We start from the raw sequence: 23,906 nt of genomic DNA, 5'->3' as shown, positions 1-23,906 counted from the left end.
CTCTCTCTCTGAGTAAGACGTGTGCTGACCGACGGGGCGGGTTAGCCGACCGCGCCTTCCATCTGCAGCTCGATCAGCCGGTTGAGCTCAAGGGCGTACTCCATGGGCAGCTCCTTGGCGATGGGCTCGACGAAGCCGCGCACGATCATCGCCATCGCCTCGAACTCGCTCAGACCGCGGCTCATCAGGTAGAAGAGCTGGTCGTCGGAAACCTTGGAGACGGTCGCCTCGTGGCCCATGGACACGTCGTCCTCGCGCACGTCCACGTAGGGGTACGTGTCGGAGCGGGAGATGGTGTCGACGAGCAGCGCGTCGCACAGCACGTTGGACTTCGAGCCGTGGGCGCCCTCGCCGATCTCGACGAGACCGCGGTAGGAGGTGCGGCCACCGCCGCGCGCCACGGACTTCGACACGATGTTGGAGGAGGTGTTCGGCGCCATGTGGACCATCTTGGAGCCGGCGTCCTGGTGCTGTCCCTCGCCCGCGAAGGCGATGGACAGGGTCTCGCCCTTGGCGTGCTCGCCCATCAGGTAGACGGCCGGGTACTTCATCGTCACCTTGGAGCCGATGTTGCCGTCGATCCACTCCATGGTCGCGCCCTCGTACGCCACGGCGCGCTTGGTGACCAGGTTGTAGACGTTGTTCGACCAGTTCTGGATGGTCGTGTAACGGCAGCGGGCGTTCTTCTTGACGATGATCTCGACGACCGCGGAGTGCAGCGAGTCCGACTTGTAGATCGGGGCCGTACAACCCTCGACGTAGTGCACGTAGGCACCCTCGTCGACGATGATCAGGGTCCGCTCGAACTGGCCCATGTTCTCCGTGTTGATGCGGAAGTAGGCCTGGAGCGGGATCTCCACGTGCACGCCCGGCGGGACGTAGATGAAGGAGCCGCCGGACCACACCGCGGTGTTCAGCGACGCGAACTTGTTGTCGCCGACCGGGATGACCGTGCCGAAGTACTCCTTGAAGAGCTCCGGGTGCTCCTTCAGGGCGGTGTCGGTGTCGAGGAAGATGACGCCCTGCTCCTCCAGGTCCTCGCGGATCTGGTGGTAGACGACCTCCGACTCGTACTGGGCGGCGACACCGGCGACGAGGCGCTGCTTCTCGGCCTCCGGGATGCCCAGCTTGTCGTAGGTGTTCTTGATGTCCTCGGGCAGGTCCTCCCAGGACTCCGCCTGCTTCTCCGTGGAGCGCACGAAGTACTTGATGTTGTCGAAGTCGATGCCCGACAGGTCCGAGCCCCAGTTCGGCATCGGCTTCTTCTCGAAGAGCTTCAGGCCCTTCAGGCGCAGCTTCGTCATCCACTCCGGCTCGGACTTCTTCCCCGAGATGTCGCGGACGACGTCCTCGTTCAGGCCACGGCGCGCGGACGCACCGGCCACGTCGGAGTCGGCCCAGCCGTATTCGTAGTTGCCCAGGCCCTCGAGTTCGGGGTGGGCAGTCTCCGTGGGGAGAGTCATGCGGGGTTCCTCCCGGCCGTGTTTGCAGGTGCGTCAGTGGAAATCTTGGGAATGAACGTCGTGCAGACGCCGTCGCCGTGCGCGATGGTCGCCAGTCGCTGGACGTGGGTACCCAGCAGCTCGGCGAAGATCTCCGTCTCCGCCTCGCACAGCTGCGGGAACTGCTCCGCGACGTGGGCGACCGGGCAGTGGTGCTGGCAGAGCTGCTCGCCGACCGGTGCGCTGCGCGCCGTAGCAGCGTACCCGTCGGCGCTCAGGGCCTTGGCCAGCGCTTCGGCGCGCTTGTCGGGGCTCACACTCTCGATCGCGTCGCGGTACGCCCTCGCCTGGGCGACGATCCGGGCGCGGGCGAAGGCGGCGACCGCCTCGGGGCCGCCCTCCCGCTCGGCGATCCAGCGCAGGGCGTCCGCGGCCAGCTTGTCGTACGACTGGTCGAAGGCGTCCCGGCCGCAGTCGGTCAGCGCGAAGACCTTCGCGGGACGGCCACGCGTGCGCGTGCCGTACACCCGCTGCTCGCGGGCCTCCACGACGTCATCGGCGACGAGGGCGTCCAGATGCCGTCGTACCGCGGCCTGGGTGAGTCCCAGCCGGCCTGCCAGCTCGGCGACGGTCGACGGGCCGTGGTCCAGGATGGACCGCGCGACTCGGTTGCGCGTCGAGCGCTCACCGGTCGCCAGCTCCTCCTGAGGGGTCCCCGTGGGGGTCTCCCGAGCCTCGCCGACGTTTTTCACAACGCCATTGTTGCGTAATTCCGCGGAGCCTGACAAGCGGCGCCTGGATCACCGGGCGGTGCCCTACGTCACTTAGGCATACCTAATCCGACCTGCGGAAACGATCATCTGATCGATCGTCCGCGGACCCGTCGCCGGTCAAATCAGTAGCGCCGCGAGGCCCCGTCGGGAAGACTCCCGAAGCATGCCCGCACCCCCTCCGACCGGCCCTCTTGTCACTCGGGACAGCATCGCCGCACAGCTGCGCCTGCTGGGTGTCGAGACCGGCGAGATCCTCCTCGTACATTCCTCGCTCAGTTCCCTCGGCTGGGTCAACGGAGGCGCCGCCGCCGTCGTCCAGGGAATCCTCGACGCACTGGGCCAGTCCGGCACACTCGTCGTCCCCACCCAGACCGGAGACCAGTCCGACCCGGCCCTGTGGGGGAACCCGCCGGTGCCCGAGGAGTGGTGGGACCGCATCCGGGCCACCATGCCCCCGTACGAGCCGCTGATCACCCCCTCGCGCGGGGTCGGCGTGATCCCCGAGACCGTGCGGACCTGGCCCGGCGCACGGCGCAGCGCGCATCCGCAGACCTCCTTCGCGGCCCTCGGCCCGCGCGCGGAGGAGATCACCGACGGCCACGCGCCCGACTGCCGGCTCGGCGAGCGCAGCCCGCTGGCCCGGCTGGAGAAGCTGGGCGCCCGGGTACTGCTGCTCGGCGCGGGCTACGACGCCTGCACCAGCTTCCACCTGGCCGAGTACCGGATACCGGCGCCGCGCGTCGAGGTCGGCCGGCCGGCTCCCGGCGGCGGCTGGGAGACGGTCGTCGAGGTCTCCATCACCTCCGACCGCTTCGACGAGCTGGGCCACGACTTCGAACGGGACCGGCCGGTCGTGCGCGGCACGGTGGGCGCGGCGGACGTACGGCTGTTCCCGGTGACGGACGCGGTGGCCTACGCCGAACGGTGGCTGCCGCTGCACCGGCCCCGTGCGGGGGACTTCCCGTACCCCCGCGCGTGAACGGCAAGCGGTCTCCCTAGACTCTGCAGACATGCGAAGTGAGCCCGTGGTCCAGGTCCAGGCCCTGGTGAAGCGGTATGGCACGAAGACCGCGGTGGACGGCCTCGACCTGGTGGCCCAGGCGGGCGTGACCGCCGTACTCGGCCCCAACGGGGCGGGGAAGACCACCACGGTCGAGACCTGCGAGGGGTACCGGAAGCCGGATTCCGGAACGGTGCGCGTCCTGGGCCTCGACCCGGTCCGGCAGTCCGCCGAACTGCGGCCCCGCATCGGCGTGATGCTCCAGTCCGGCGGCGTGTACTCGGGCGCCAGAGCGGACGAGATGCTGCGCCACATCGCCAGGCTGCACGCGCATCCGCTGGACGTGGCCGCGCTGACCGAACGCCTCGGGCTCGGCTCCTGCGGCCGGACCTCCTACCGGCGGCTGTCCGGCGGCCAGCAGCAGCGGCTCGCGCTCGCCATGGCCGTCGTGGGCCGCCCGGAGCTGGTGTTCCTCGACGAGCCGACGGCCGGCCTCGACCCGCAGGCCCGCCGGGCCACCTGGGACCTGGTGCGGGACCTGCGCGCCGACGGCGTCTCGGTCATCCTCACCACGCACTACATGGAAGAGGCCGAGCAGCTCGCCGACGACGTGGCGATCGTCGACGGCGGCCGGGTCATCGCCCAGGGCTCCCCCGAGGAGCTGTGCAAGGGCGGCGCCGAGAACACCCTGCGCTTCACCGGCCGCCCCGGCCTCGACGTGGGCTCGCTGCTCAAGGCGCTCCCGGCCGACTGCACGGCCGCCGAGCTGACCCCGGGCTCCTACCGGGTCGTCGGCAACGTCGACCCGCAGCTGCTCGCCACGGTGACCTCGTGGTGTGCCCAGCACGGGGTGATGCCGGACCGGATCTCGGTCGAGCGGCACACCCTGGAGGACGTCTTTCTGGAGCTGACCGGCAAGGAGCTGCGCTCATGACCACCGCGTCGGGCACCTACACCCCGAAGCCGGGTGCGGCCCCCCTGCCCCGCATGATCGCGGCGCAGGCGGCGCTGGAGACCCGGATGCTGCTGCGCAACGGCGAACAGCTGCTGCTGACGGTCGTCGTCCCGACGCTGCTGCTGGTGCTCTTCAGCACCGTGGACGTCGTCGACACCGGCACGGGCAAGGCGGTCGACTTCCTCGCGCCGGGCATCCTGGCGCTCGCCGTGATGTCGACGGCCTTCACCGGGCAGGCCATCGCGACCGGCTTCGAGCGCCGCTACGGCGTCCTCAAGCGGCTCGCCTCCTCCCCGTTGCCCCGGTGGGCCCTGATGACCGCGAAGACGGCGTCCGTGCTGGTCACCGAGATCCTCCAGGTGATCCTGCTGACAGTGATCGCCTTCGCGCTCGGCTGGTCCCCGCACGGCAACCCCGCCGCCGTGCTGCTCCTGCTGATCCTGGGCACGGCCGCGTTCTCCGGGCTCGGCCTGCTGATGGCGGGCACCCTGAAGGCGGAGGCGACGCTGGCCGCCGCCAACCTGGTCTTCCTGCTGCTGCTCGTCGGCGGCGGGGTGATCGTGCCGCTGGAGAAGTTCGGCCCGACCGGTCAGCACCTCCTCGGCCTGCTGCCGATCTCGGCGCTGTCGGACGGTCTGCGGGACGTGCTCCAGCACGGCGCCGGGATGCCCTGGGGCGACCTGGGGATCCTCGCCGTGTGGGCGGTGCTCGGGCTGGCGGCCGCGGGAAAGTTCTTCCGCTGGGAGTGACCCGCTGAACGCGCTGGTAGGGGCCTGCTGAACCCACCTTCGTGAACGCGCTGGGGCTGACCCTCGTGAACGCGTGCACAAGCGGCGGCCTACGATGGTGGGCGTGCCAAAGCTGAACCGCGCCGACGCCCAGGCGGCCCTGCGCAACCCCCTCGCCCTGATCGCCGAACGCTGGACCCCGGATCCCCGGACCGTCCAGCGGGCGGCCCTCGCCGCGCTCGTCATGTCGGTGGTCATCGTCGTCACCGGCGGCGCCGTCCGGCTGACCGGCTCGGGCCTCGGCTGCCCGACCTGGCCCACCTGCACCGACGACTCGCTGACCACCACCCGGGCCATGGGCTTCCACGGGGTCATCGAGTTCGGCAACCGCATGCTGACGTACGTGCTGTGCGCGGCCGTCGGCTGGGCGATCATCGCGGCCCGCTCCGAGAAGCCGTGGCGGCGCGGCCTGACCCGGCTGGGCTGGGCTCAGTTCTGGATCGTCATGGGCAACGCCGTGCTCGGCGGCATCGTGGTGCTGGTCGGCCTCAACCCGTACACGGTCGCCGCGCACTTCCTGCTCTCCACGGCGCTGATCGCCGTCGCGACGGCGATGTGGCAGCGCACCCGGGAGGGCGACGGGGCGCCGCGTCCGCTGGTCGGCACGGCCGTGCGGCAGCTGGTGTGGTTCCTGGTGGCCGCGTCCGTGCTGCTCATCGCCGTGGGGACGGTGGTGACCGGTGCCGGGCCGCACGCGGGCGACTCCACCGAGGTCGACCGGATCCCCATCGACTGGGAGACCGTGGCCAAGCTGCACGCGGTGCTCGCCTGGATCGTGGTCACGCTGACGTTCGCCCTGTGGTTCGTCCTGAAGGCGGTGGACGCGCCCCGGGGGCCGCTGGCGCGGACGCGGGAGCTGTTCCTGGTCCTGCTGGCCCAGGGCGTGATCGGTTACGTGCAGTACTTCACGCACCTGCCCGAGGTCCTGGTCGGCCTCCACATGCTCGGCTCGTGCCTGATCTGGATCGGTGTCCTGCGCGTCCTGCTGTCGCTGCGCGAGCGCCCGGAGGCGGCCCTGGACCTGCCCGGTCCCTCGGCCGAGGTGACGGTCGGCACGCGCGCGTGACTCATCCGTACGTGGTGACCAGCGCGTCGATGGCCGGGCCGAGGTAGCCGCGGGTCAGCTCGGCGCGCCGGGCGAGCCATGCGGCGTCCGGTGGAGCGGGGTGTTCGTAGCGGCGTCGGGCGATGTCCGCGACGACCTCGGCGGGCGCGCCGAGAGCCGGCAGCTCGGCGAGCGCCTGCCGCTTGGAGACCAGCCGTCCGTCACGCAGGGTCACGGTGGCCCGGGCGAACGTCAGCAGCCCCAGGTCGACCCAGGCGTCCTGGCGCCACAGCCGGGTCCTGCCGACCGCGGGCCGCCAGAAGTCCCGCTGGTCCCGGACGACGAAGTCGTCGAGCTGTCGCCGGGGAACCGGTGGGAGCAGCCCGGCCGGCGCGGCACCGTGCAGCACCCGGCCGAAGTGGTGCAGCTCACGCCGGGTGACGGGGGTGACCGGGCGGCGCATCACTCCTCCGTGCGCCCAGGTGAGGTGCGAGCGTCCCGGGTCTTCCAGGGTGGCCGGGGTGAGGTAGCTGCAGTGGAGTTTCGCGGCGAGCGGTTCCCCGCGCAGCGAGCTGTGCAGCACCGCCACCTGCCAGACCTGCCGCGGGCGCACGGCCCGGGGCAGTACGGCGATGAGGTCCAGGTCGCTGCGGCCCTCCTGGTAGTCCCCGCCGGCCAGTGAGCCGTGCGCCCACACCGCCAGGGGCCCGAGGGGCGCCAGTTCGTGCAGGAAACGGGCGACGAGCGTGTCGGTCGGCATCGCCTCAGTCTCAGCAACGGGCGGGTCCCTGTACAGGTCTCATTCCAGCCCGTACACCCGGCGCGCGTTGTCCGCCGCGATCAGCCGGGCCACCCGCTGGGCGTCCTCCAGGGACCACGCGCCCTCGGCGACCCAGGTGCCCAGGACGCCACCCAGGGCCTCGCGGAAGATGCGGGCGCCTACGACGTGCAGCTCCGGCAGGCCGTGGGCGCCGGTGGAGAACAGGATCTTGCCGAAGGGGGCCAGCTCCAGGATCTCGGCGAGGACCGTGGCCGCGCGGGCGCCGGTACGCACGAGGGCGGCGCCCGAGTCGGCGTACACGTGCGGGAAGACACCGGCCAGATGGGCGGCGTGGCGGTGGTGCGGGTAGCCGTGCAGCAGGACCAGGTCGGTGCCGAGGCCGGCCGTGGCCCGCGCGAAGTCGGTCAGCGGCACCGGGTCCGTACGGTCGACGCGGGAGCCGGGTTCGCCGAGTCCGGCGTGCAGTTGCAGCGGCAGACCGGAGGCGACCGCGATCCACAGCAGGTGCCTGAGCAGCACCGCGTCGGTCAGTGGCCCGCCGACCCGTCGCCCGGCCAGCCAGCGGCCCGCCGCGCCCCGTACCTCTCCCGGCCCGGGTGGCTCGGATGCGAGAGCCAGGCCGTGTCTGAGGCCCGCGACGGAGGTGAAGGCGACCGCGTTCGCGGCGGCGCCGTGCACCGACTCGGCGAGGTTGGCCAGGAAGGACTCGACGGTGCCGGAGGTGTCGGCGACCTGCTCCGCCAGCGGCTCCAGGCGGACGATCTCGCGAGCGGCGGCGCCGCCGTCGCAGGCCATCTCGGCGGGGCCGGTGAGGTCGCCGGGCAGGCCCGTGTCGACGAGGTAGGTGGTGATCCCGGTGCCCCGCAGCAGTCTGCGGCCCGCTTCCAGGACGCCCAGTTCCCGGCGCCGGGCCAGATAGCGGGCGGGCGGGCAGTGCGGTTCCAGGCCGAGCAGGGGCGGGCACCAGCGCCGCACGGCGAAGCCGGTCTGGGTGTCGAAGAGGGTGGTGCCCGGGGCCGGTGGTCCCTCGGTGCGGGCCAGCTGGGCCTCGAAGGTGCCGAGGCCCAGCTCGGTGCGCAGCACTCCGTGGCAGTACTGGTCCACGAGGGACGGCGTTTCGATCATTCCGGCTCCCCGGGAGGACGCGCTGTGCTGCCTTACCCGTCCTAACGGGTGAATCGGGTTCAGGTGGCGGCAGCCGGCCCAACGGAGCGCCGGGCCGGGTCCATCCGCGGCTCCGCCGCGGGGCGCGACCGCTCCCGACGGATCAGCAGTCGCCGGACCACCGGCACCCCGGGGCTCAGCCGCCGAGCTGGATGCCCGCCATCCGCTTCCACTCGTACGAGCCCGTCGTCACCTTCGCCGCGAACTCGCCGTCGAAGGACTCGTGGACGGTGATACCGGACTTCTCCACCGCCTGCTCGGCGATCTTCGTGCTGGGCGCCACCAGATCGCCCCAGCCGCCGTCCTCGCCGACGAGCACGATGCGGGCACCGCGTTCGCCGATGTGGGCCACCTGGCCCTCGGCGCCGCCGTGGGCCTTGGAGAAGGCGCTGATCTGCCGGGCCAGCTTCGCCACCTTGCGCTCGGCCTTGGCGTCGGCCTTCGGGTCAACCTGCTGCGTGTCTGCCATGGCCAGGATGCTACCGACGGGTAGATCGAACGGCGACGGGAGGGGCACGTGGTCTTGGCCACGCACCCCTCCCGTACCGGAGGAATCAGAGGGCTAGCGGAGGAAGGGGTCCACCGCGACGGCGACGAAGAGGATCGACACATAGGTGATCGACCAGTGGAAGAGACGCATCTCCTTGAGCTTGGCCCCGGTCACCTCGGCCTTCGCCCGGTTCTGCAGCCCGTGGGCCTCCCAGAGCCAGAAGCCGCCGGCCGCGAGGGCGACCACCGTGTAGAACCAGCCGGTGTAGCCGAGCGGGGTCAGCAGCAGGGAGACGGCGACCATCACCCAGCTGTAGATCACGATCTGCTTGGCGACGACCTTGTTGGAGGCGACGACCGGGAGCATCGGCACGCCCACGCGCGCGTAGTCGTCCTTGACCTTCATGGACAGCGGCCAGTAGTGCGGCGGGGTCCAGAAGAACATGACGAGGAAGAGGACGACCGGCGCCCACGACATCGAGTTCGTGACGGAGGACCAGCCGATCAGCACCGGGAGGCAGCCCGCGATGCCACCCCACACGATGTTCTGGGAGGTACGCCGCTTGAGGATCATCGTATAGACGACGACGTAGAAGAGGAGCGCTCCGAGTGACAGCCAGGCGCTCAGCCAGTTGACGGTGAATCCGAACAGCAGCGTCGAGACGACGGCCAGGGTGATGCCGAAGGCCAGGCACTCGGGCGGGCTGACCATGCCGGTCACCAGCGGCCGCTGCGAGGTGCGGTCCATCAGGGCGTCGATGTCCCGGTCGATGTACATGTTCAGCGCGTTGGCGCCACCCGCGGAGAGGTAGCCGCCCACGCAGGTCAGCAGGACCAGCTTCAGGTCGGGCACACCCTGCTGTGCCAGGAACATCACCGGAACGGTGGTGATGAGCAGCAGCTCGATGATCCGCGGCTTGGTCAGCGCCACGAACGCCTTGACACGGGCCCCGAACGGCCGATGAGCCCGGCCCTGGCTCGCACCACCGAGCACACCCTCCCCCAGAGCCTTAACGGCCTGGGAGGTGCCCCCAGGACGGGATTCGACGGCCGTCACGCACACCCCTGACAGAGACATCCCAGCAAGCCCCCCGTGTGAAGTCCCGGTAAAGGCTCGCGCGTACCACGCCACTTTAGACGTTGCCCATACCCCGGCCTTCGCGGGGGTGGGCTCGTGTTGGCGGGCATCGCATACGAGGTGCCGCAGGGCTCGATTGAGCGGTCAGATGAGCGCCTCCGTATTCATGTGCCGAATGCCTTGTCGGCCAGTCGGGAGGCGGATCGCACGGAGTCCCGGCAGTCTGTAAAGACTCGAAAAAACGCACGTCTTTACGGGGGTAGGCTCGACAGCGGCCGGCGGGCGCCGAGCACGTCGGCGGCCGGGTGGGCGCATGCCCCGAAGACCGGCGAACGACATGTGGAGAGGAGCCCTGACCCAGGGTGAGCACCAAGCCGACCACCACAGACCTTGAGTGGACCGACCTGGACCAGCGGGCCGTGGACACCGCCCGCGTCCTGGCCGCCGACGCCGTACAGAAGGTCGGCAACGGCCATCCCGGTACGGCGATGAGCCTGGCCCCGGCCGCCTACACCCTCTTCCAGAAGGTGATGCGGCACGACCCGGCCGACCCGGAGTGGGTCGGGCGCGACCGCTTCGTGCTGTCCGCCGGCCACTCGTCCCTGACCCTCTACACACAGCTCTACCTGGCCGGTTTCGGCCTGGAGCTGGACGACCTCAAGGCCTTCCGGACGTGGGGTTCGAAGACCCCGGGCCACCCGGAGTACGGGCACACCAAGGGCGTCGAGACCACCACCGGCCCGCTGGGCCAGGGTGTGGCCAACGCGGTGGGCATGGCGATGGCCGCCCGCTACGAGCGCGGCCTGTTCGACCCGGACGCCCCGCGGGGCGAGTCCCCGTTCGACCACTTCATCTACTGCATCGCCGGTGACGGCTGCCTCCAGGAGGGCATCTCCGCGGAGGCGTCCTCGCTGGCCGGCCACCAGAAGCTGGGCAACCTGATCCTGCTGTGGGACGACAACCACATCTCGATCGAGGGCGACACCGAGACGGCCGTCTCCGAGGACACCGTCAAGCGGTACGAGGCCTACGGCTGGCACGTCCAGCGCGTGGAGGCCAAGGAGGACGGCGACCTGGACCCGGCGGCGATCTTCGCCGCGATCCAGGAGGCCAAGCGGGTCACCGACCGGCCGTCGTTCATCGCGATGCGCTCGATCATCGCCTGGCCCGCCCCGAACGCGCAGAACACCGAGGCCGCCCACGGCTCGGCCCTCGGCGACGAGGAGGTCGCGGCCACCAAGCGTGTCCTCGGCTTCGACCCCGAGCAGAGCTTCGAGGTCTCCGACGAGGTCATCGCCCACACCCGCCAGGCGCTCGACCGGGGCCGCCAGGCCAAGGCCGAGTGGGAGAAGTCCTTCCAGGAGTGGCGGAACAACAACGCCGAGCGTGCCGCCGACTTCGACCGCATCAGCAAGGGCGAGCTGCCCACCGGCTGGGAGGAGAAGCTCCCGGTCTTCGAGCCGGGCAAGGCCGTCGCCACCCGTGCCGCCTCCGGCAAGGTGCTGCAGGCGCTGGGCGCGGTCATCCCCGAACTGTGGGGCGGCTCCGCCGACCTCGCCGGGTCGAACAACACCACGATCGACAAGGACAGCTCGTTCCTCCCCGAGGGCAACCCGCTGCCCGAGGCCAACCCGTACGGCCGCACGATCCACTTCGGCATCCGCGAGCACTCCATGGGTGCCGAGCTGAACGGCATCACGCTGCACGGCAACACCCGGGTCTACGGCGGCACCTTCCTGGTGTTCTCCGACTACATGCGCAACGCGGTGCGCCTGTCGGCCCTGATGCACCTGCCGGTGACCTTCGTGTGGACGCACGACTCCATCGGCCTCGGCGAGGACGGCCCGACACACCAGCCGGTCGAGCACCTGGCCTCGCTGCGCGCGATCCCGGGTCTGAACATCGTCCGCCCGGCGGACGCCAACGAGACCGCCATCGCCTGGCGCGAGATCCTCAAGCGCTACACCAAGGAGTTCGGCAAGGGCCAGCCGCACGGCCTCGCGCTCACCCGCCAGGGCGTGCCGGCCTACGAGCCCGACGAGAACGCCGCCCGTGGTGGCTACGTGCTCTTCGAGGCCGAGGGTGGCGAGCCGCAGGTCGTCCTGATCGCCACCGGTTCCGAGGTGCATGTGGCCGTGGAGGCGCGTGAGCAGCTCCAGGCCGAGGGCGTGCCCACCCGCGTCGTGTCGATGCCGTGCGTGGAGTGGTTCGAGCAGCAGGACCAGGGGTACCGGGACTCCGTGCTGCCGCCGTCCTTGAAGGCCCGAGTCGCCGTGGAGGCGGGCATCGGCCTGACCTGGCACAAGTACGTGGGGGACGCCGGCCGCATCGTTTCCCTGGAGCACTTCGGTGCTTCCGCCGACGGCAAGGTGCTCTTCCGCGAGTTCGGCTTCACTGCCGAGAACGTGGCCGCCAAGGCGCGGGAATCCATCGCCGCCGTCCAGCGCTGACGCTCATATACGACACGTAGGAGATGTAATTCCATGACAGACGCACTCAAGCGCCTCTCCGAAGAAGGCGTGGCGATCTGGCTGGACGACCTGTCGCGCAAGCGGATCACGTCCGGCAACCTCGCCGAGCTGATCGACCAGCAGCACGTCGTGGGCGTCACCACCAACCCGACGATCTTCCAGAAGGCGATCTCGCAGGGCGACGGCTACGACCAGCAGCTGTCGGACCTCGCCTACCGCAAGGTCACCGTCGAAGAGGCGATCCGCATGATCACCACGGCGGACGTCCGCGACGCCGCCGACATCATGCGCCCCGTCTTCGACGCGACGGGCGGCAAGGACGGCCGGGTCTCCATCGAGGTCGACCCGCGCCTCGCGCACAACGAGAAGGCGACCGTCGCCGAGGCCAAGCAGCTGGCCTGGCTCGTCGACCGCCCGAACACCCTGATCAAGATCCCGGCCACCATGGCGGGTCTGCCGGCGATCACCTCGACGATCGGGCTCGGCATCAGCGTCAACGTCACGCTGATCTTCTCCCTGGAGCGGTACCGGGCCGTCATGGACGCGTACCTCTCCGGCCTGGAGAAGGCCAAGGAGCGCGGCCTGGACCTCTCGAAGATCCACTCCGTGGCGTCCTTCTTCGTGTCCCGGGTGGACACCGAGATCGACAAGCGCCTGGACGAGATCGGCACCGACGAGGCCAAGGCGCTGCGCGGCAAGGCCGCCATCGCCAACGCGCGTCTCGCCTACCAGGCGTACGAGGAGGTCTTCTCCTCCGACCGCTGGAACGCGCTGGAGAAGGCGGGCGCCAACAAGCAGCGTCCGCTGTGGGCGTCGACCGGTGTGAAGGACCCGGCGTACGCGGACACCATGTACGTCACCGAGCTGGTCGCGCCGAACACGGTCAACACCATGCCGGAGGCCACCCTGGAGGCCACCGAGGACCACGGCGAGATCACCGGCAACACCGTCGCCGGCACCTACGAGCAGGCGCGCGCCGACCTCGACGCGCTGGAGAAGCTCGGGATCGCGTACGACGACGTGGTCCGGGTGCTGGAGGAAGAGGGCGTGGAGAAGTTCGAGGCGTCCTGGAACGACCTGCTGAAGTCGACCCAGGCGGAGCTCGAGCGCCTCGCCCCCTCGGAGGGCTGATTTGTCACCCGTTTCCGGTTCCGGAGCGAACCCGCTTCGTGACCCGGCCGACCGACGGCTCCCGCGTATCGCGGGGCCGTCGGGCCTGGTCATCTTCGGCGTCACGGGCGACCTGTCCCGCAAGAAGCTGATGCCCGCGGTGTACGACCTCGCCAACCGGGGTCTGCTGCCGCCGGGCTTCTCGCTGGTGGGCTTCGCCCGCCGCGACTGGGAGCACGAGGACTTCGCCGAGGTCGTGCACGACGCGGTCAAGGAGCACTCGCGCACGCCGTTCCGCGAGGAAGTCTGGCAGCAGCTCATCCAGGGGATGCGCTTCGTCCAGGGCACCTTCGACGACGACGATGCCTTCGAGCGGCTGCGCGCCACCATCGAGGAGCTGGACAAGGCCCAGGGCACGGGCGGCAACTTCGCCTTCTACCTCTCGGTGCCGCCGCGCTCCTTCCCGGTGGTCATCCAGCAGCTGAAGAAGCACGGTCTCGCCGACCAGTCGGGCGGTTCCTGGCGGCGCGCGGTCATCGAGAAGCCCTTCGGCCACGACCTGAAGTCGGCCGAGGAGCTGAACAAGGTCGTGCACGAGGTGTTCGAGCCGGACCAGGTGTTCCGGATCGACCACTACCTCGGCAAGGAGACCGTCCAGAACATACTGGCGCTGCGCTTCGCCAACACGATGTTCGAGCCGATCTGGAACCGGTCCTTCGTGGACCACGTGCAGATCACCATGGCCGAGGACATCGGCATCGGCGGCCGCGCGGGCTACTACGACGGCATCGGCGCCGCCCGTGACGTGATCCAGAACCACCTTCTGCAGCTGCTCGCGCTGACCGCGATGGAGGAGCCCGCCTCCTTCGGCGCGGACGCGCTGGCCGCGGAGAAGACCAAGGTGCTCGGCGCCGTCCGGCTGCCGAAGGACCTCGGCCGCAACACCGTACGCGGTCAGTACGCGGCCGGCTGGCAGGGCGGCGAGAAGGTCATCGGCTACCTCGAAGAGGAGGGCATCGACGCTGGGTCGAAGACCGACACGTACGCGGCCGTGAAGCTGGAGATCGACAACCGCCGCTGGGCGGGCGTCCCCTTCTATCTGCGCACCGGCAAGCGTCTCGGCCGCCGCGTGACGGAGATCGCGGTCGTCTTCCAGCGGGCCCCGCACTCCCCCTTCGACCACACGGCGACGGAGGAGCTGGGCTCGAACGCGATCGTCATCCGTGTCCAGCCGGACGAGGGCATCACGGTCCGCTTCGGCTCGAAGGTGCCGGGCACCTCGATGGAGATCCGGGACGTCTCCATGGACTTCGCCTACGGCGAGTCCTTCACGGAGTCCAGCCCGGAGGCGTACGAGCGCCTGATCCTGGACGTGCTGCTGGGTGACGCCAACCTCTTTCCGCGTACGGAGGAGGTCGAGCTGTCCTGGGAGATCCTCGATCCGATCGAGGATCACTGGGACAAGCACGGCAGGCCCGCGCAGTACCCGTCGGGCACCTGGGGGCCGGCCGAGGCGGACGAGATGCTCGCACGAGACGGACGGAGCTGGCGCCGGCCATGAAGACAGACCTGACCGACACCACCGCCGGCGAGATCAACAAGGCGCTCGTCAAGGGCCGCCGCGCCATCGGCACGCCCGCCGTCGGCATGGTCCTGACCCTCGTCATCGTCACCGACGAGGAGAACGCCTACGACGCGCTGAAGGCGGCCAACGACGCCTCGCGCGAGCACCCCTCGCGCACGCTGGTGGTCATCAAGCGGGTCTCGCGCACCCCGCGCGACCGTACGTCCTCGCGTCTCGACGCCGAGGTTCGGGTGGGCGCGGACGCCGGCACCGGCGAGACGGTCGTGCTCCGGATGTACGGCGAGGTCGTCGACCACGCCGACTCGGTGGTCCTGCCGCTGCTGCTGCCGGACGCACCGGTCGTCGTGTGGTGGCCGGTGAACGCCCCGCTGGATCCGGCGAAGGACCCGCTGGGCGCGCTCGCCCAGCGCCGGGTCACCGACACCTACGCCGCCGAGCAGCCGGTGCGGGAGCTGTCCGCCCGCGCCGAGGCCTACACGCCCGGCGACACCGACCTGTCCTGGACCCGGATCACGCCGTGGCGCTCGATGCTCGCGGCGGCGCTGGACCAGGTCACCTGCGAGGTGCGGGCCGTCGAGGTGGAGGGCGAGGAGTTCAACCCGAGCTGCGAGCTGCTGGCGATGTGGCTCGCGGACCGGCTGGACGTGCCGGTGAAGCGCTCGCTCTCCTCCGGCCCGGGTCTCACGGCCGTCCGTATGGACACCAGCTGCGGCCCGATCACCCTGGACCGGGCGGACGGCTCGCTGGCCACGCTGACCATCGAGGGGCAGCCGGCCCGCGCGGTGGCGCTCAAGCGGCGGGACACCGCCGAGCTGATCGCGGAGGAGCTGCGCCGGCTGGACCCGGACGACACCTACGCGTCGGCGCTGCGCTATGGCGTGGAGCGGCTGAACACCGTTCCGGAGCAGCGGCCCACGGTCGCCGAGGCCGAGCCGGTGGCCGAGCCGGAGCCGGTCGAGGAGGCCGCGAAGGCGCCCGCGAAGAAGGCCGCGGCCAAGACCGCCAAGAAGGCACCGACGAGGAGGGCGGCGGCGAAGTGAGCACTCCGCAGCTGGTCGTCCACCACGACAAGGAGCTGATGGCGCAGGCCGCCGCGGCCCGCCTGATCACGAAGATCGTGGACGCGCAGGCCTCCCGGGGCACCGCGTCCGTGGTCCTCACCGGCGGCCGCAACGGCAACGGCCTGCTGGCCGCGCTGGCGGCGGCGCCCGCCCGCGACGCCGTCGACTGGGGCCGCCTCGACCTGTGGTGGGGCGACGAGCGTTTCCTTCCCGAGGGCGACCCCGAGCGCAATGTCACGCAGGCCCGCGAGGCCCTGCTGGACTCGGTGCCGCTGGACCCGGAGCGCGTGCACGCCATGCCCGCCTCCGACGGCCCGTACGGCGCGGACGTCGAGGCCGCGGCGGAGGCGTACGCGGCGGAGCTGGCGAAGGCGGCCGGGCCGGAGAACCACGGCCCGGTGCCGACCTTCGACGTCCTGATGCTGGGCGTCGGCCCGGACACCCATGTGGCCTCGCTCTTCCCGGAGTTGCCGGCCGTGCGGGAGACCGAGCGCACGGTGGTCGGTGTCCACGGCGCGCCCAAGCCGCCGCCGACCCGGATCAGCCTGACCCTTCCCGCGATCCGCTCGGCCCGCGAGGTCTGGCTGCTCGCGGCCGGTGCGGACAAGGCGGAGGCGGTGGCCATCGCGCTGTCCGGCGCGGGTGAGATCCAGGCACCGGCGGCGGGGGCGTACGGGCGCTCGCGCACGCTGTGGCTGCTCGACGCGGCGGCGGCTTCGCAGTTGCCGCGGTCGCTGTATCCGCCGGCCTCGCCCTGACGAACCCCTCACCGTGACGAACGGGGGCGGCAGAGGATGACTCCTCTGCCGCCCCCGCCGTCTTGGTGACTCCCCCTCAGCCCGGGCTCTTCACGTTTTCTGCACGGTACGTACATGTACCGCTCATCTTTTGTGTAAGCTCCTGGCCGCACCATTCGCACACTTGAGGGGGGACCTCATGCGCATACGCTTCGCGCTGGCCACCGCTGTCACCGCCGGGACGCTCGCCGTCGTCGTCGCGGCCCCGGCCCAGGCCACCGAGTACTCCTCGTCCCTGAAGGTCAAGGGCGTCCAGTACGACGCCCCGGGACGGGACTCCAACAACTGCACCACGGGCAACAGCAAGAGCGAGTACGTGACGATCAAGAACTACTCGCGGACCGCCACGGTGAACCTGAAGGGCTACGCCGTCGAAGACGCCACGGGCAACCACTTCACCTTCACCGCCAACCACTATCTCCAGCCCGGCGACTACGTGAGGCTGCGCGGGGGCCACGGCACCGACTCGGACGCCGACAACGTCGTCTACCGCCAGAACTGCAACTTCATCTGGAACAACGACAAGGACACCATCTACCTGTACAAGCCGTCCGGGGCGCACGCGGACACCCACGCCTACACCAAGTCCCGCGACGACCGGGACGGCAACGGTTACATCACCTACCACGGCTGACGCCGCGCCGGCCGCCGGACCGGCTCGGTCACTTGACCGAGCCGGCCATCACGCCCTGGACGAAGTGCCGCTGGAAGGCGAAGAACACGACCACCGGCACGATCAGGGACAGGAAGGCGCCCGGCGCCAGGACGTCGATGTTGCTGCCGAACTGCCGGATCTGGGACTGGAGTTGCACGGTCAGCGGCTGGGACGAGCTGTCGGCGAAGAGCAGGGCGACCAGCATGTCGTTCCAGACCCACAGGAACTGGAAGATGGCGAGCGAGGCGATGGCCGGGCGGCCCACCGGCAACACCAGCCGGGTGAAGATGCGCCACTCGCTGCCGCCGTCCATCCGCGCCGCCTCCAGCATCTCCTTCGGCATCTCCGCGAAGTAGTTGCGCAGCAGGAACACCGCGAACGGCAGCCCGTACGCCACATGGAAGAGGACGACACCGGGGATCGTGCCGAACAGACCCAGTTGGCCGAAGAGTTTGGCCACCGGCAACAGGCCGATCTGCACCGGCACCACCAACAGGGCGACCACCAGCAGGAAAAGGGGCTCCCGGAACGGGAAGTCCAGCCAGGCGAAGGCGTAACCGGCGAGGGCCGCGATGACGACGACCAGGGTGGTCGTCGGCACCGAGATCAGCACGGTGTTCCAGAAGGCCTGGGTGATGCCGGAGTTCTTCAGCAGTGCCGAGTAGTTGTCGAAGGACAGCTGACCGGGGCTGGACAGAGCCGTCCACCAGCCGCCCTTGGCGGTGTCCTGTGCCGACCGGAGCGAGGACAGGAACAGTCCGGCCAGCGGGGTCAGCCAGACCAGGCCGATCACCACCAGGAAGGCCTGCACCAGGCCGTTGCCCAGGCCCCGCCTGATCGCGTTCATCGCTGACTCCTTCGGAAGCGGCGGACGTTGAACACCATCGCGGGGACCACCAGGAGCAGCAGGAGCACACCGAGGGCGCTGCCGAGACCCTGGTTGTTGCCGCCGCCGAAGGAGACGAGCCACATCTGGGTCGCGAGGACGGTGGCGTCCTCCTGCACCGGGCCGGGCGCGATGATGTAGACGAGGTCGAAGACCTTCATCACGTTGATCACGAGGGTCACGAAGACCACGGTGAGTACGGGCGCGAGCAGCGGGACGGTGATCCGGCGGAAGATCTGCCACTCGTTCGCGCCGTCCATCCGGGCCGCCTCCAGCGTGTCCCGTGGGAGCGTGGCGAGCCCCGCGCCGATGAGCACCATCGCGAAGCCCGTCCAGATCCACAGGTACGCGCCGATGATCGCCGGTGTGACGAGGGTCGGGCCGAGCCAGGAGATGCCCTGGTAGGGCGCGGCGAAGTTGGAGGCGGGCAGCTTCACCGTGTACGAGCCGTCGTCGAGCCCGGAGAAGCGGAAGGACCCGTCGGCGGCGGTCGTCGTGCGCGCGACCGTCTTCCCGTCCCGCACCGCCTCGACGTTCATGCCGGGCAGCCCGCTCTCCCGCCGGTCGACCGTGCCCTGCTTGCCTCCGCCGCCGGGGGTGAAGTCGAGGTAGACGACACCGCGCAGCTCATCGCCGGCGGTCTTCGCCGCGGCCGCCGGGTACGCGGGCGCCGCGTCCCCGGGCAGGTCCTTGGGCAGGACGCCGACCATGGGCAGCGTCACCGAGTGGCCCGTCGCGGCGGTCGTGCCGTAGGAGCCGTCGGGGTTTTGGGTCAGCAGGCCCTGGCGGCCGCGGGCCGTCGGATAGGTCGAGGCGTCCTTGAAGGCGTCGTGCACGGAGACCACGGCCGCGTTGAGGACTCCCTTGTCCGGGTCCTCGTCGTAGGCGAGCCGGAAGATGATGCCGGCGGCGAGGAACGACACCGCCATCGGCATGAACAGCAGCAGCTTGAACGCCGTGGCCCAGCGGACCTTCTCCACCAGCACGGCCAGGATCAGGCCGAGGCCGGTGAGCAGGGCCGGGGCCACCACCACCCAGATGGTGGTGTTGCGGATGGCCTTCAGCGTGGCCGGGTCGCGGAACATCTCGGTGTAGTTGTCGCCGCCGACGAACCGGGTGCCGGAGGCGTCGAAGAAGCTGCGGCCCACGGAGAACAGCACCGGGTAGACGACGAGGGCGCCGAGCAGGAGCAGCGCGGGGAGGACGAAGAGCAGGGCGATCAGCCGGCCGCGCCGCCGGCTGCGGCGCCTGGGCGCCACGCCGGCGGCCCGCGGGCCCGCCTGCTGTTTCACGAGTGTGGAGGCGGTCATGGTGCTGCCGCTCAGCCCTGGTAGGCCTTGGCCGCCGCGGCTTCGAGCTTCGCCGCGGTCCCCTTCGGGTCCGCCGGGTCGCGCAGGAAGTCCTGGAGCAGCTTCCACTCACCGGTGCCCTTGGTGCCGCCGAAGGCCGCCGGGGCCTGGTCGGACATGTCGAAGCGGACCGAATCCCCGGCGCCCACGAGGGACTTGGCGGTGGCGCGGGTGACGTCGTCGGCGTACTGGGCGAGGTCGAGCTTCTTGTTCGGGGACAGGAAGCCGCCCGCCTTCGCCCACACGGCCGCGGCCTCGGGAGTGGCCAGGTACTCCAGGAGCTTCATGCCGGCCTTGCTGTTCTTGGCGTCCTTGAGGACGACCGCCGCGTCACCACCGCTGACGACCGGCGCGGCACCGCCGTCGACCGCGGGGAAGGGGAAGAAGTTCGCGTCCTTGCCGATGCTCTTGCCGTACTGGTCGTGGGCGACCCCGGCGACGAAGTCGCCCTCGTAGACCATGCCCGCCTTGGGCTTGGGCCCGAACACCTTCTCGACCGAGCCCGGGAAGTCGGTGTTCAGGGCCTCCTTCTGGCCGCCCGCGATCAGCTGCTTGTCCTTGAAGAGCTTGCCGAGGGTGGTGAGCGCCTTCACCACGCTGGGGTCGGTCCACTTCAGCTGGTGGCCGGCGAGGGCGTCGTACTTCTTGGGGCCGGCCTGGGAGAGGTAGATGTTCTCGAACCAGTCGGTGAGGGTCCAGCCGTCCTGTCCGGCCACGGCGAAGGCGGCGAGACCGGAGTCGGAGACGGTGTGCCCGGCCTTGAGCAGCTCGTCGTACGTCTTCGGCGGCTTGACGCCGGCCTGGGTGAGCGCGTCGGGGCTGTACCAGACGGTGGACTTGTGGGCGGCCTTGAAGTACAGGCCGTAGAGGGCGCCGTCGACGCTGCCGTACTTGCGCCACACGGGCGCGTAGTCGGCGTCGATGGTCTGCTGGGCGGTCCCCGAGAGCGGCTTGAGCCAGCCCTTCTTCGCGAACTGCTGCAGCACGCCGACCTGGGGGACCATCACGACGTCGGGTGCGTTGCCGCCCTCGATCTTGCTGCCGACGACCGTGGAGACGTTGTCACCGGTGGACACGAACTGGGTCTTGGCGCCGGTCTTCTCGGTGAACGCGTCCAGCACCTTCTGGAAGTTCTTCTGCTCGCTGCCGGACCAGACGCCGGCCACGGTGACCGTCTGGCCGCTGAGCGCCTTGTCACCGCCGCCCGCGGAGACCGGTCCGCCGCCACAGGCGGTGGCGCCGAGGGCGAGGGCGAGCGCGGTGCAGCCGGTGAGCAGGGTGGTACGTCGCATCATCATTGATGTCCCTTCGGGAGGTGGGAGTTGACGGTGGATCAGAGGCCGTTCAGCCACCAGGCCGCCGTGGAGCCGGGCAGGACGCCTGGCGGGCACGGGCTGCTGGAGAGCAGGGGGGTGCCGGAGACCGGCGCGGGCGTGGGGGCCGTACCGAAGTTGACGGCGCAGACCAGGCCGTCGCCGCGGACGAAGCCGAGGACGCCGGGCGGGGTGTCCAGCCAGCGCAGCGTGCCGTCGCCCAGCTGTGGCAGGGAGTGGCGCAGCTGGAGTCCGTCGCGGTACAGGTGCCAGAAGGAGCGGGTGTCGGCGAGGGCGCGGTCGGTGGCGTACTCGGCGAAGTACTCCGGCTGCGGCAGCCACGGCTTGGCGCCCTCCACGCCGGAGGTGAAGCCGAACGGGGACGCCTGCCCGGACCAGGGCAGCGGCACCCGGCAGCCGTCGCGGATGCGGGCGCGGCTTCCGGTACGGCGGAAGATCGGGTCGGTGAGCACGTCGTCGGGCAGGTCGACGACCTCTGGCAGTCCCAGTTCCTCGCCCTGGTAGATGTACGCGGCTCCGGGCAGCGCGAGCATCAGCAGCGCGGCGGCGCGGGCGCGGGCGGGGCCGAGGCCGCTGCCCTCGGTGGCGGGTTCGCCGTAGCGGGTGACGGTGCGGACCTGGTCGTGGTTGTTGAGGACCCAGGTGACGGTCGAGCCCGTGCCGGCGATGTCCTGCATGGCCTCGGAGATGACCTTGCGGAAGGCGTCGGCGTTCCAGGGGGCGCCGAGCAGGTCGAAGAAGAAGGCCTGGTGGAGTTCGTCGGGGCGGACGTAGAGGGCGTGTTCGCGGGCGGTGGGGACGGAGACCTCGCCGACGAGGAGGCGGTCGCGGCCGTCGTGGGCGGTGTACTCCTCGCAGGTGGCCCGCCATTGCCGCCACACGTCGTGCACCTCGGGCTGGTTCCAGGCCAGCGGGTTGACCGAGTCGCGGGTGCGGGCGTCGGCCTCGGGGTCGTCCGAGTCGGGCAGCCGCGGGTGCTTGTACAGCCCGGCCGCCACATCGATGCGGAAGCCGTCCACGCCCCGGTCCAGCCAGAAGCGCAGGACGCGGTCGAACTCGGCGGGGATCTCGGGGTTGCGCCAGTTCCAGTCGGGCTGCTCGGGCGTGAACATGTGCAGGTACCACTGGCCCGGGCGGCCGTCGGACTCGGTGATCCGGGTCCAGGCCGGGCCGCCGAACATGGCGTGCCAGTTGTTGGGCGGCTCGCTGCCGTCGGGACCGCGGCCGTCGGCGAAGTGGAAGCGGGCGCGGGCCGGGCTGCCGGGTGCGCTGTCCAGCGCCTCGCGGAACCACGGGTGCTCGCTGGAGCAGTGGTTGGGGACGATGTCGAGCAGCACCTTGATGCCGAGCCGCCGGGCGGCCGCCATCAGCAGGTCGAACTCGGCGAGGTCGCCGAAGACCGGGTCGACGCCGCGGTAGTCGGCCACGTCGTACCCGTGGTCGTGCTGCGGCGAGGGGTAGAACGGGCTCAGCCAGATGCCGTCGACGCCGAGCTTCTTCAGATACGGCAGCCCGGCGCGGACGCCGGCCAGATCGCCGATGCCGTCGCCGGTGCTGTCCAGGAAGCTGCGGACGTACACCTGGTAGATCACCGCGTCGCGCCACCAAAGATGCCTGTTCAACCCTGTGGACCTGTCTCTGAAGGGGGGCTGTTATGCATGCATGTTAGGTAGAAGTCACGCAGGGGTGTCAATGAAATGAACAGAGGCTCCTGGCTGACCAGCCGGGTAAATCAGGGCATTTCACCCCAAGAAGACTGCAGTCGTGATGGCGGCGTTACTTAACAGGTAACTAGCGACGGGCGATCGCGTCGAGCTCGCGCGCCAGCCGGCGCACGGCCTGCCCGGGCGTCTCCCGCCTGGTGAGCGCGTCCTGGACGACCGCCTGCACCGCCAGGCTGACCTGGTCGTAGTGCGCGCTCTTGGGGCGCGGCGCGGCGGTGAGGACGGCGGTGCGCAGGGTCGGCAGATAGGGGAACCGCCGTACGAGCGCGGGATCTTCGTACAGCGCGGCGCGTACGGGAGGCAGCGCGCCCCGGGTGAGCACCTGGCGCTGCACGGGCTCGCTGGTGAGGTAGGCGATCAGACGCGCGGCGGAGTCCGGGTGCCGGGCGTGGGCGTTGACCGCGAGGTTGGAGCCGCCGAGGACGCTCGTCCCCGGCCCATGAGGTCCGGGCAGCGGTACGGCACCGATCCGCCCGGCGACCCTGGATCCCCTGGCGGAGGCGACGGCGTAGGCGTAGGGCCAGTTGCGCAGGAAGAGCAGCCTGCCGTCCTGGAAGGCCTGCTTGGACTCCTCCTCCTTGTACGTCAGCGCCTGTTTCGGGATCCAGCCCTCGCGGATGCCGCGGGCGAGGAAGCCGATGCCCTCGCGGGCGGCGGCCGAGTCTACGGTGACGCGGGTGCCCTCGGCGCCGAGGATCGTCCCGCCCGCCGAGTACACCGCCTCGGCCGCGTTCACGGTGAGGCCCTCGTAGGGCAGGAACTGGCCCGCGTAACCGCCGAGCCCGTGCCGCGGCGCGATGGTCTTCGCGTCGTGCTCCAGCTCGGCCCAGGTGCGCGGCGGCGGCACACCCTCCTCGGCGAGGACGTCCTTGCGGTACAGCAGCAGCCCGGCGTTGGTGACGTACGGGACGGCGTAGAGACGTCCCTCGTAGGTTGCCGTGTCCACGACCGGCGGCAGGAGGCTCCTCAGCGGGAAGCGGTCGCGGGGCAGCGGGCGGATCCAGCCGGCCGCCGCGAACTCCGAGGTCCAGTTGACGTCGATGTTCAGGACGTCGAAGCGGCCGCGGTCGCCGCCGCGCAGGTCGGTGGTCATCTGCGCGTGGGTCTCGTCGGCGGAGTCCGGCAGCTCGACGAGAGTGACCTTCTCACCGGGGTGGGTGCGGTTCCAGCCCTGGAGGAGGGGACCGAGATAGCCGGTGAGGTCACCGGCGGTGGCCAGGGTGAGGGGGCCGCGTCCCCGGGCGTTCCCCTCGTCGCCATGGGCACCGGATGCGACGTACCCTGCCATGATCACGAACAGAACGAGAAGGCCCCTACCGGCGGCGTGTATCCACCGCATAGGTTCCTCCCTGTACACCGGCACCGCGGGCACCCTCGCCCGGGATCAGAGGCCATGTATACCTGTTAGGTATGGGCGAT

The 23,906-nt window shown here is 70.5% G+C and carries 21 protein-coding genes; 10 read left to right on the top strand and 11 right to left on the bottom strand.

Going from position 1 to position 23,906, the window contains the following annotated elements:
- Positions 1–41: 41 nt before the first annotated feature.
- Positions 42–1,463 carry a Fe-S cluster assembly protein SufB gene (gene sufB, locus AC07C1_RS19965; RefSeq protein WP_478940663.1) on the bottom strand — a complete coding sequence of 474 codons (1,422 nt, stop codon included), beginning with the start codon at positions 1,461–1,463 and terminating at the stop codon, positions 42–44.
- Complete coding sequence (locus AC07C1_RS19960) at positions 1,460–2,194, bottom strand: helix-turn-helix transcriptional regulator (protein WP_478940662.1); 735 nt, start codon at positions 2,192–2,194, stop codon at positions 1,460–1,462. Before AC07C1_RS19960 ends, sufB begins: the two co-directional genes overlap by 4 nt.
- Positions 2,195–2,378: 184 nt before the next feature.
- On the opposite strand from AC07C1_RS19960, the gene AC07C1_RS19955 reads away from it, so the two are divergent.
- From AC07C1_RS19955 to AC07C1_RS19940, 4 genes are all read left to right on the top strand, one after another.
- A complete protein-coding gene (locus AC07C1_RS19955) occupies positions 2,379–3,194 on the top strand; it encodes an AAC(3) family N-acetyltransferase (RefSeq protein WP_478940661.1) in 816 nt (271 codons plus the stop codon).
- A 31-nt stretch (positions 3,195–3,225) separates the two neighbouring features.
- Positions 3,226–4,149 carry an ABC transporter ATP-binding protein gene (locus AC07C1_RS19950; protein ID WP_478940660.1) on the top strand — a complete coding sequence of 308 codons (924 nt, stop codon included), beginning with the start codon at positions 3,226–3,228 and terminating at the stop codon, positions 4,147–4,149.
- Positions 4,146–4,919, top strand: coding sequence for an ABC transporter permease (locus AC07C1_RS19945; protein ID WP_478940659.1), 774 nt, complete (start codon positions 4,146–4,148; stop codon positions 4,917–4,919). The genes AC07C1_RS19950 and AC07C1_RS19945 overlap by 4 nt, the downstream gene beginning before the upstream one ends.
- Before the next feature lie 94 nt (positions 4,920–5,013).
- Entirely contained in the window at positions 5,014–6,024 is a 1,011-nt protein-coding gene (locus AC07C1_RS19940; protein WP_478940658.1) for a COX15/CtaA family protein, read from the top strand.
- Position 6,025: 1 nt separating this feature from the next.
- On the opposite strand, the gene AC07C1_RS19935 is transcribed toward AC07C1_RS19940, so the two are convergent.
- From AC07C1_RS19935 to AC07C1_RS19920, 4 genes are all read right to left on the bottom strand, one after another.
- Positions 6,026–6,763, bottom strand: coding sequence for a nucleotidyltransferase domain-containing protein (locus tag AC07C1_RS19935; protein ID WP_478940657.1), 738 nt, complete (start codon positions 6,761–6,763; stop codon positions 6,026–6,028).
- 39 nt (positions 6,764–6,802) lie between these two features.
- A complete protein-coding gene (locus tag AC07C1_RS19930; RefSeq protein WP_478940656.1) occupies positions 6,803–7,909 on the bottom strand; it encodes an amidohydrolase family protein in 1,107 nt (368 codons plus the stop codon).
- Positions 7,910–8,084: 175 nt separating this feature from the next.
- On the bottom strand, positions 8,085–8,417 hold the full coding sequence (locus AC07C1_RS19925) for a hypothetical protein (RefSeq protein WP_478940655.1): 333 nt from the start codon (positions 8,415–8,417) through the stop codon (positions 8,085–8,087).
- Between the two features lie 93 nt (positions 8,418–8,510).
- Entirely contained in the window at positions 8,511–9,500 is a 990-nt protein-coding gene (locus tag AC07C1_RS19920) for a heme o synthase (protein WP_478940878.1), read from the bottom strand.
- A 377-nt stretch (positions 9,501–9,877) separates the two neighbouring features.
- Between AC07C1_RS19920 and tkt the strand changes: the two genes are divergently transcribed.
- The 6 genes from tkt (at position 9,878) to AC07C1_RS19890 (ending at position 17,173) form a co-directional block, all read left to right on the top strand.
- A complete protein-coding gene (tkt, locus tag AC07C1_RS19915; protein WP_478940654.1) occupies positions 9,878–11,965 on the top strand; it encodes a transketolase in 2,088 nt (695 codons plus the stop codon).
- Between the two features lie 33 nt (positions 11,966–11,998).
- Entirely contained in the window at positions 11,999–13,117 is a 1,119-nt protein-coding gene (gene tal, locus AC07C1_RS19910) for a transaldolase (protein WP_478940653.1), read from the top strand.
- 1 nt (position 13,118) lies between these two features.
- Positions 13,119–14,657, top strand: a complete 1,539-nt coding sequence (zwf, locus tag AC07C1_RS19905) for a glucose-6-phosphate dehydrogenase (RefSeq protein WP_478940652.1) — start codon at positions 13,119–13,121, stop codon at positions 14,655–14,657.
- Positions 14,654–15,721, top strand: coding sequence for a glucose-6-phosphate dehydrogenase assembly protein OpcA (gene opcA / locus AC07C1_RS19900; protein ID WP_478940651.1), 1,068 nt, complete (start codon positions 14,654–14,656; stop codon positions 15,719–15,721). The genes zwf and opcA overlap by 4 nt, the downstream gene beginning before the upstream one ends.
- Positions 15,718–16,500, top strand: coding sequence for a 6-phosphogluconolactonase (gene pgl / locus AC07C1_RS19895; RefSeq protein ID WP_478940650.1), 783 nt, complete (start codon positions 15,718–15,720; stop codon positions 16,498–16,500). The genes opcA and pgl overlap by 4 nt, the downstream gene beginning before the upstream one ends.
- Before the next feature lie 178 nt (positions 16,501–16,678).
- On the top strand, positions 16,679–17,173 hold the full coding sequence (locus tag AC07C1_RS19890; RefSeq protein WP_478940648.1) for a lamin tail domain-containing protein: 495 nt from the start codon (positions 16,679–16,681) through the stop codon (positions 17,171–17,173).
- Between the two features lie 28 nt (positions 17,174–17,201).
- Here AC07C1_RS19890 and AC07C1_RS19885 read toward each other — a convergent pair whose 3' ends face one another.
- The 5 genes from AC07C1_RS19885 to AC07C1_RS19865 all read right to left on the bottom strand — a co-directional run bounded on the left by AC07C1_RS19885 (position 17,202) and on the right by AC07C1_RS19865 (position 23,826).
- Entirely contained in the window at positions 17,202–18,041 is an 840-nt protein-coding gene (locus AC07C1_RS19885) for a carbohydrate ABC transporter permease (RefSeq protein ID WP_478940646.1), read from the bottom strand.
- Positions 18,038–19,390 (bottom strand): ABC transporter permease, encoded by a 1,353-nt coding sequence (locus AC07C1_RS19880; protein ID WP_478940644.1) that lies wholly within the window; start codon positions 19,388–19,390, stop codon positions 18,038–18,040. The genes AC07C1_RS19885 and AC07C1_RS19880 overlap by 4 nt, the downstream gene beginning before the upstream one ends.
- Positions 19,391–19,401: 11 nt before the next feature.
- Entirely contained in the window at positions 19,402–20,727 is a 1,326-nt protein-coding gene (locus AC07C1_RS19875; protein ID WP_478940643.1) for an ABC transporter substrate-binding protein, read from the bottom strand.
- Positions 20,728–20,762: 35 nt separating this feature from the next.
- Positions 20,763–22,385 carry a glycoside hydrolase family 13 protein gene (locus AC07C1_RS19870; protein WP_478940642.1) on the bottom strand — a complete coding sequence of 541 codons (1,623 nt, stop codon included), beginning with the start codon at positions 22,383–22,385 and terminating at the stop codon, positions 20,763–20,765.
- A 169-nt stretch (positions 22,386–22,554) separates the two neighbouring features.
- A complete protein-coding gene (locus AC07C1_RS19865) occupies positions 22,555–23,826 on the bottom strand; it encodes an ABC transporter substrate-binding protein (RefSeq protein WP_478940640.1) in 1,272 nt (423 codons plus the stop codon).
- Positions 23,827–23,906: the final 80 nt, after the last annotated feature.

Source organism: Streptomyces sp. NPDC045022 (assembly GCF_056432605.1).
This window is presented reverse-complemented; position numbering and strand designations above follow the sequence as displayed.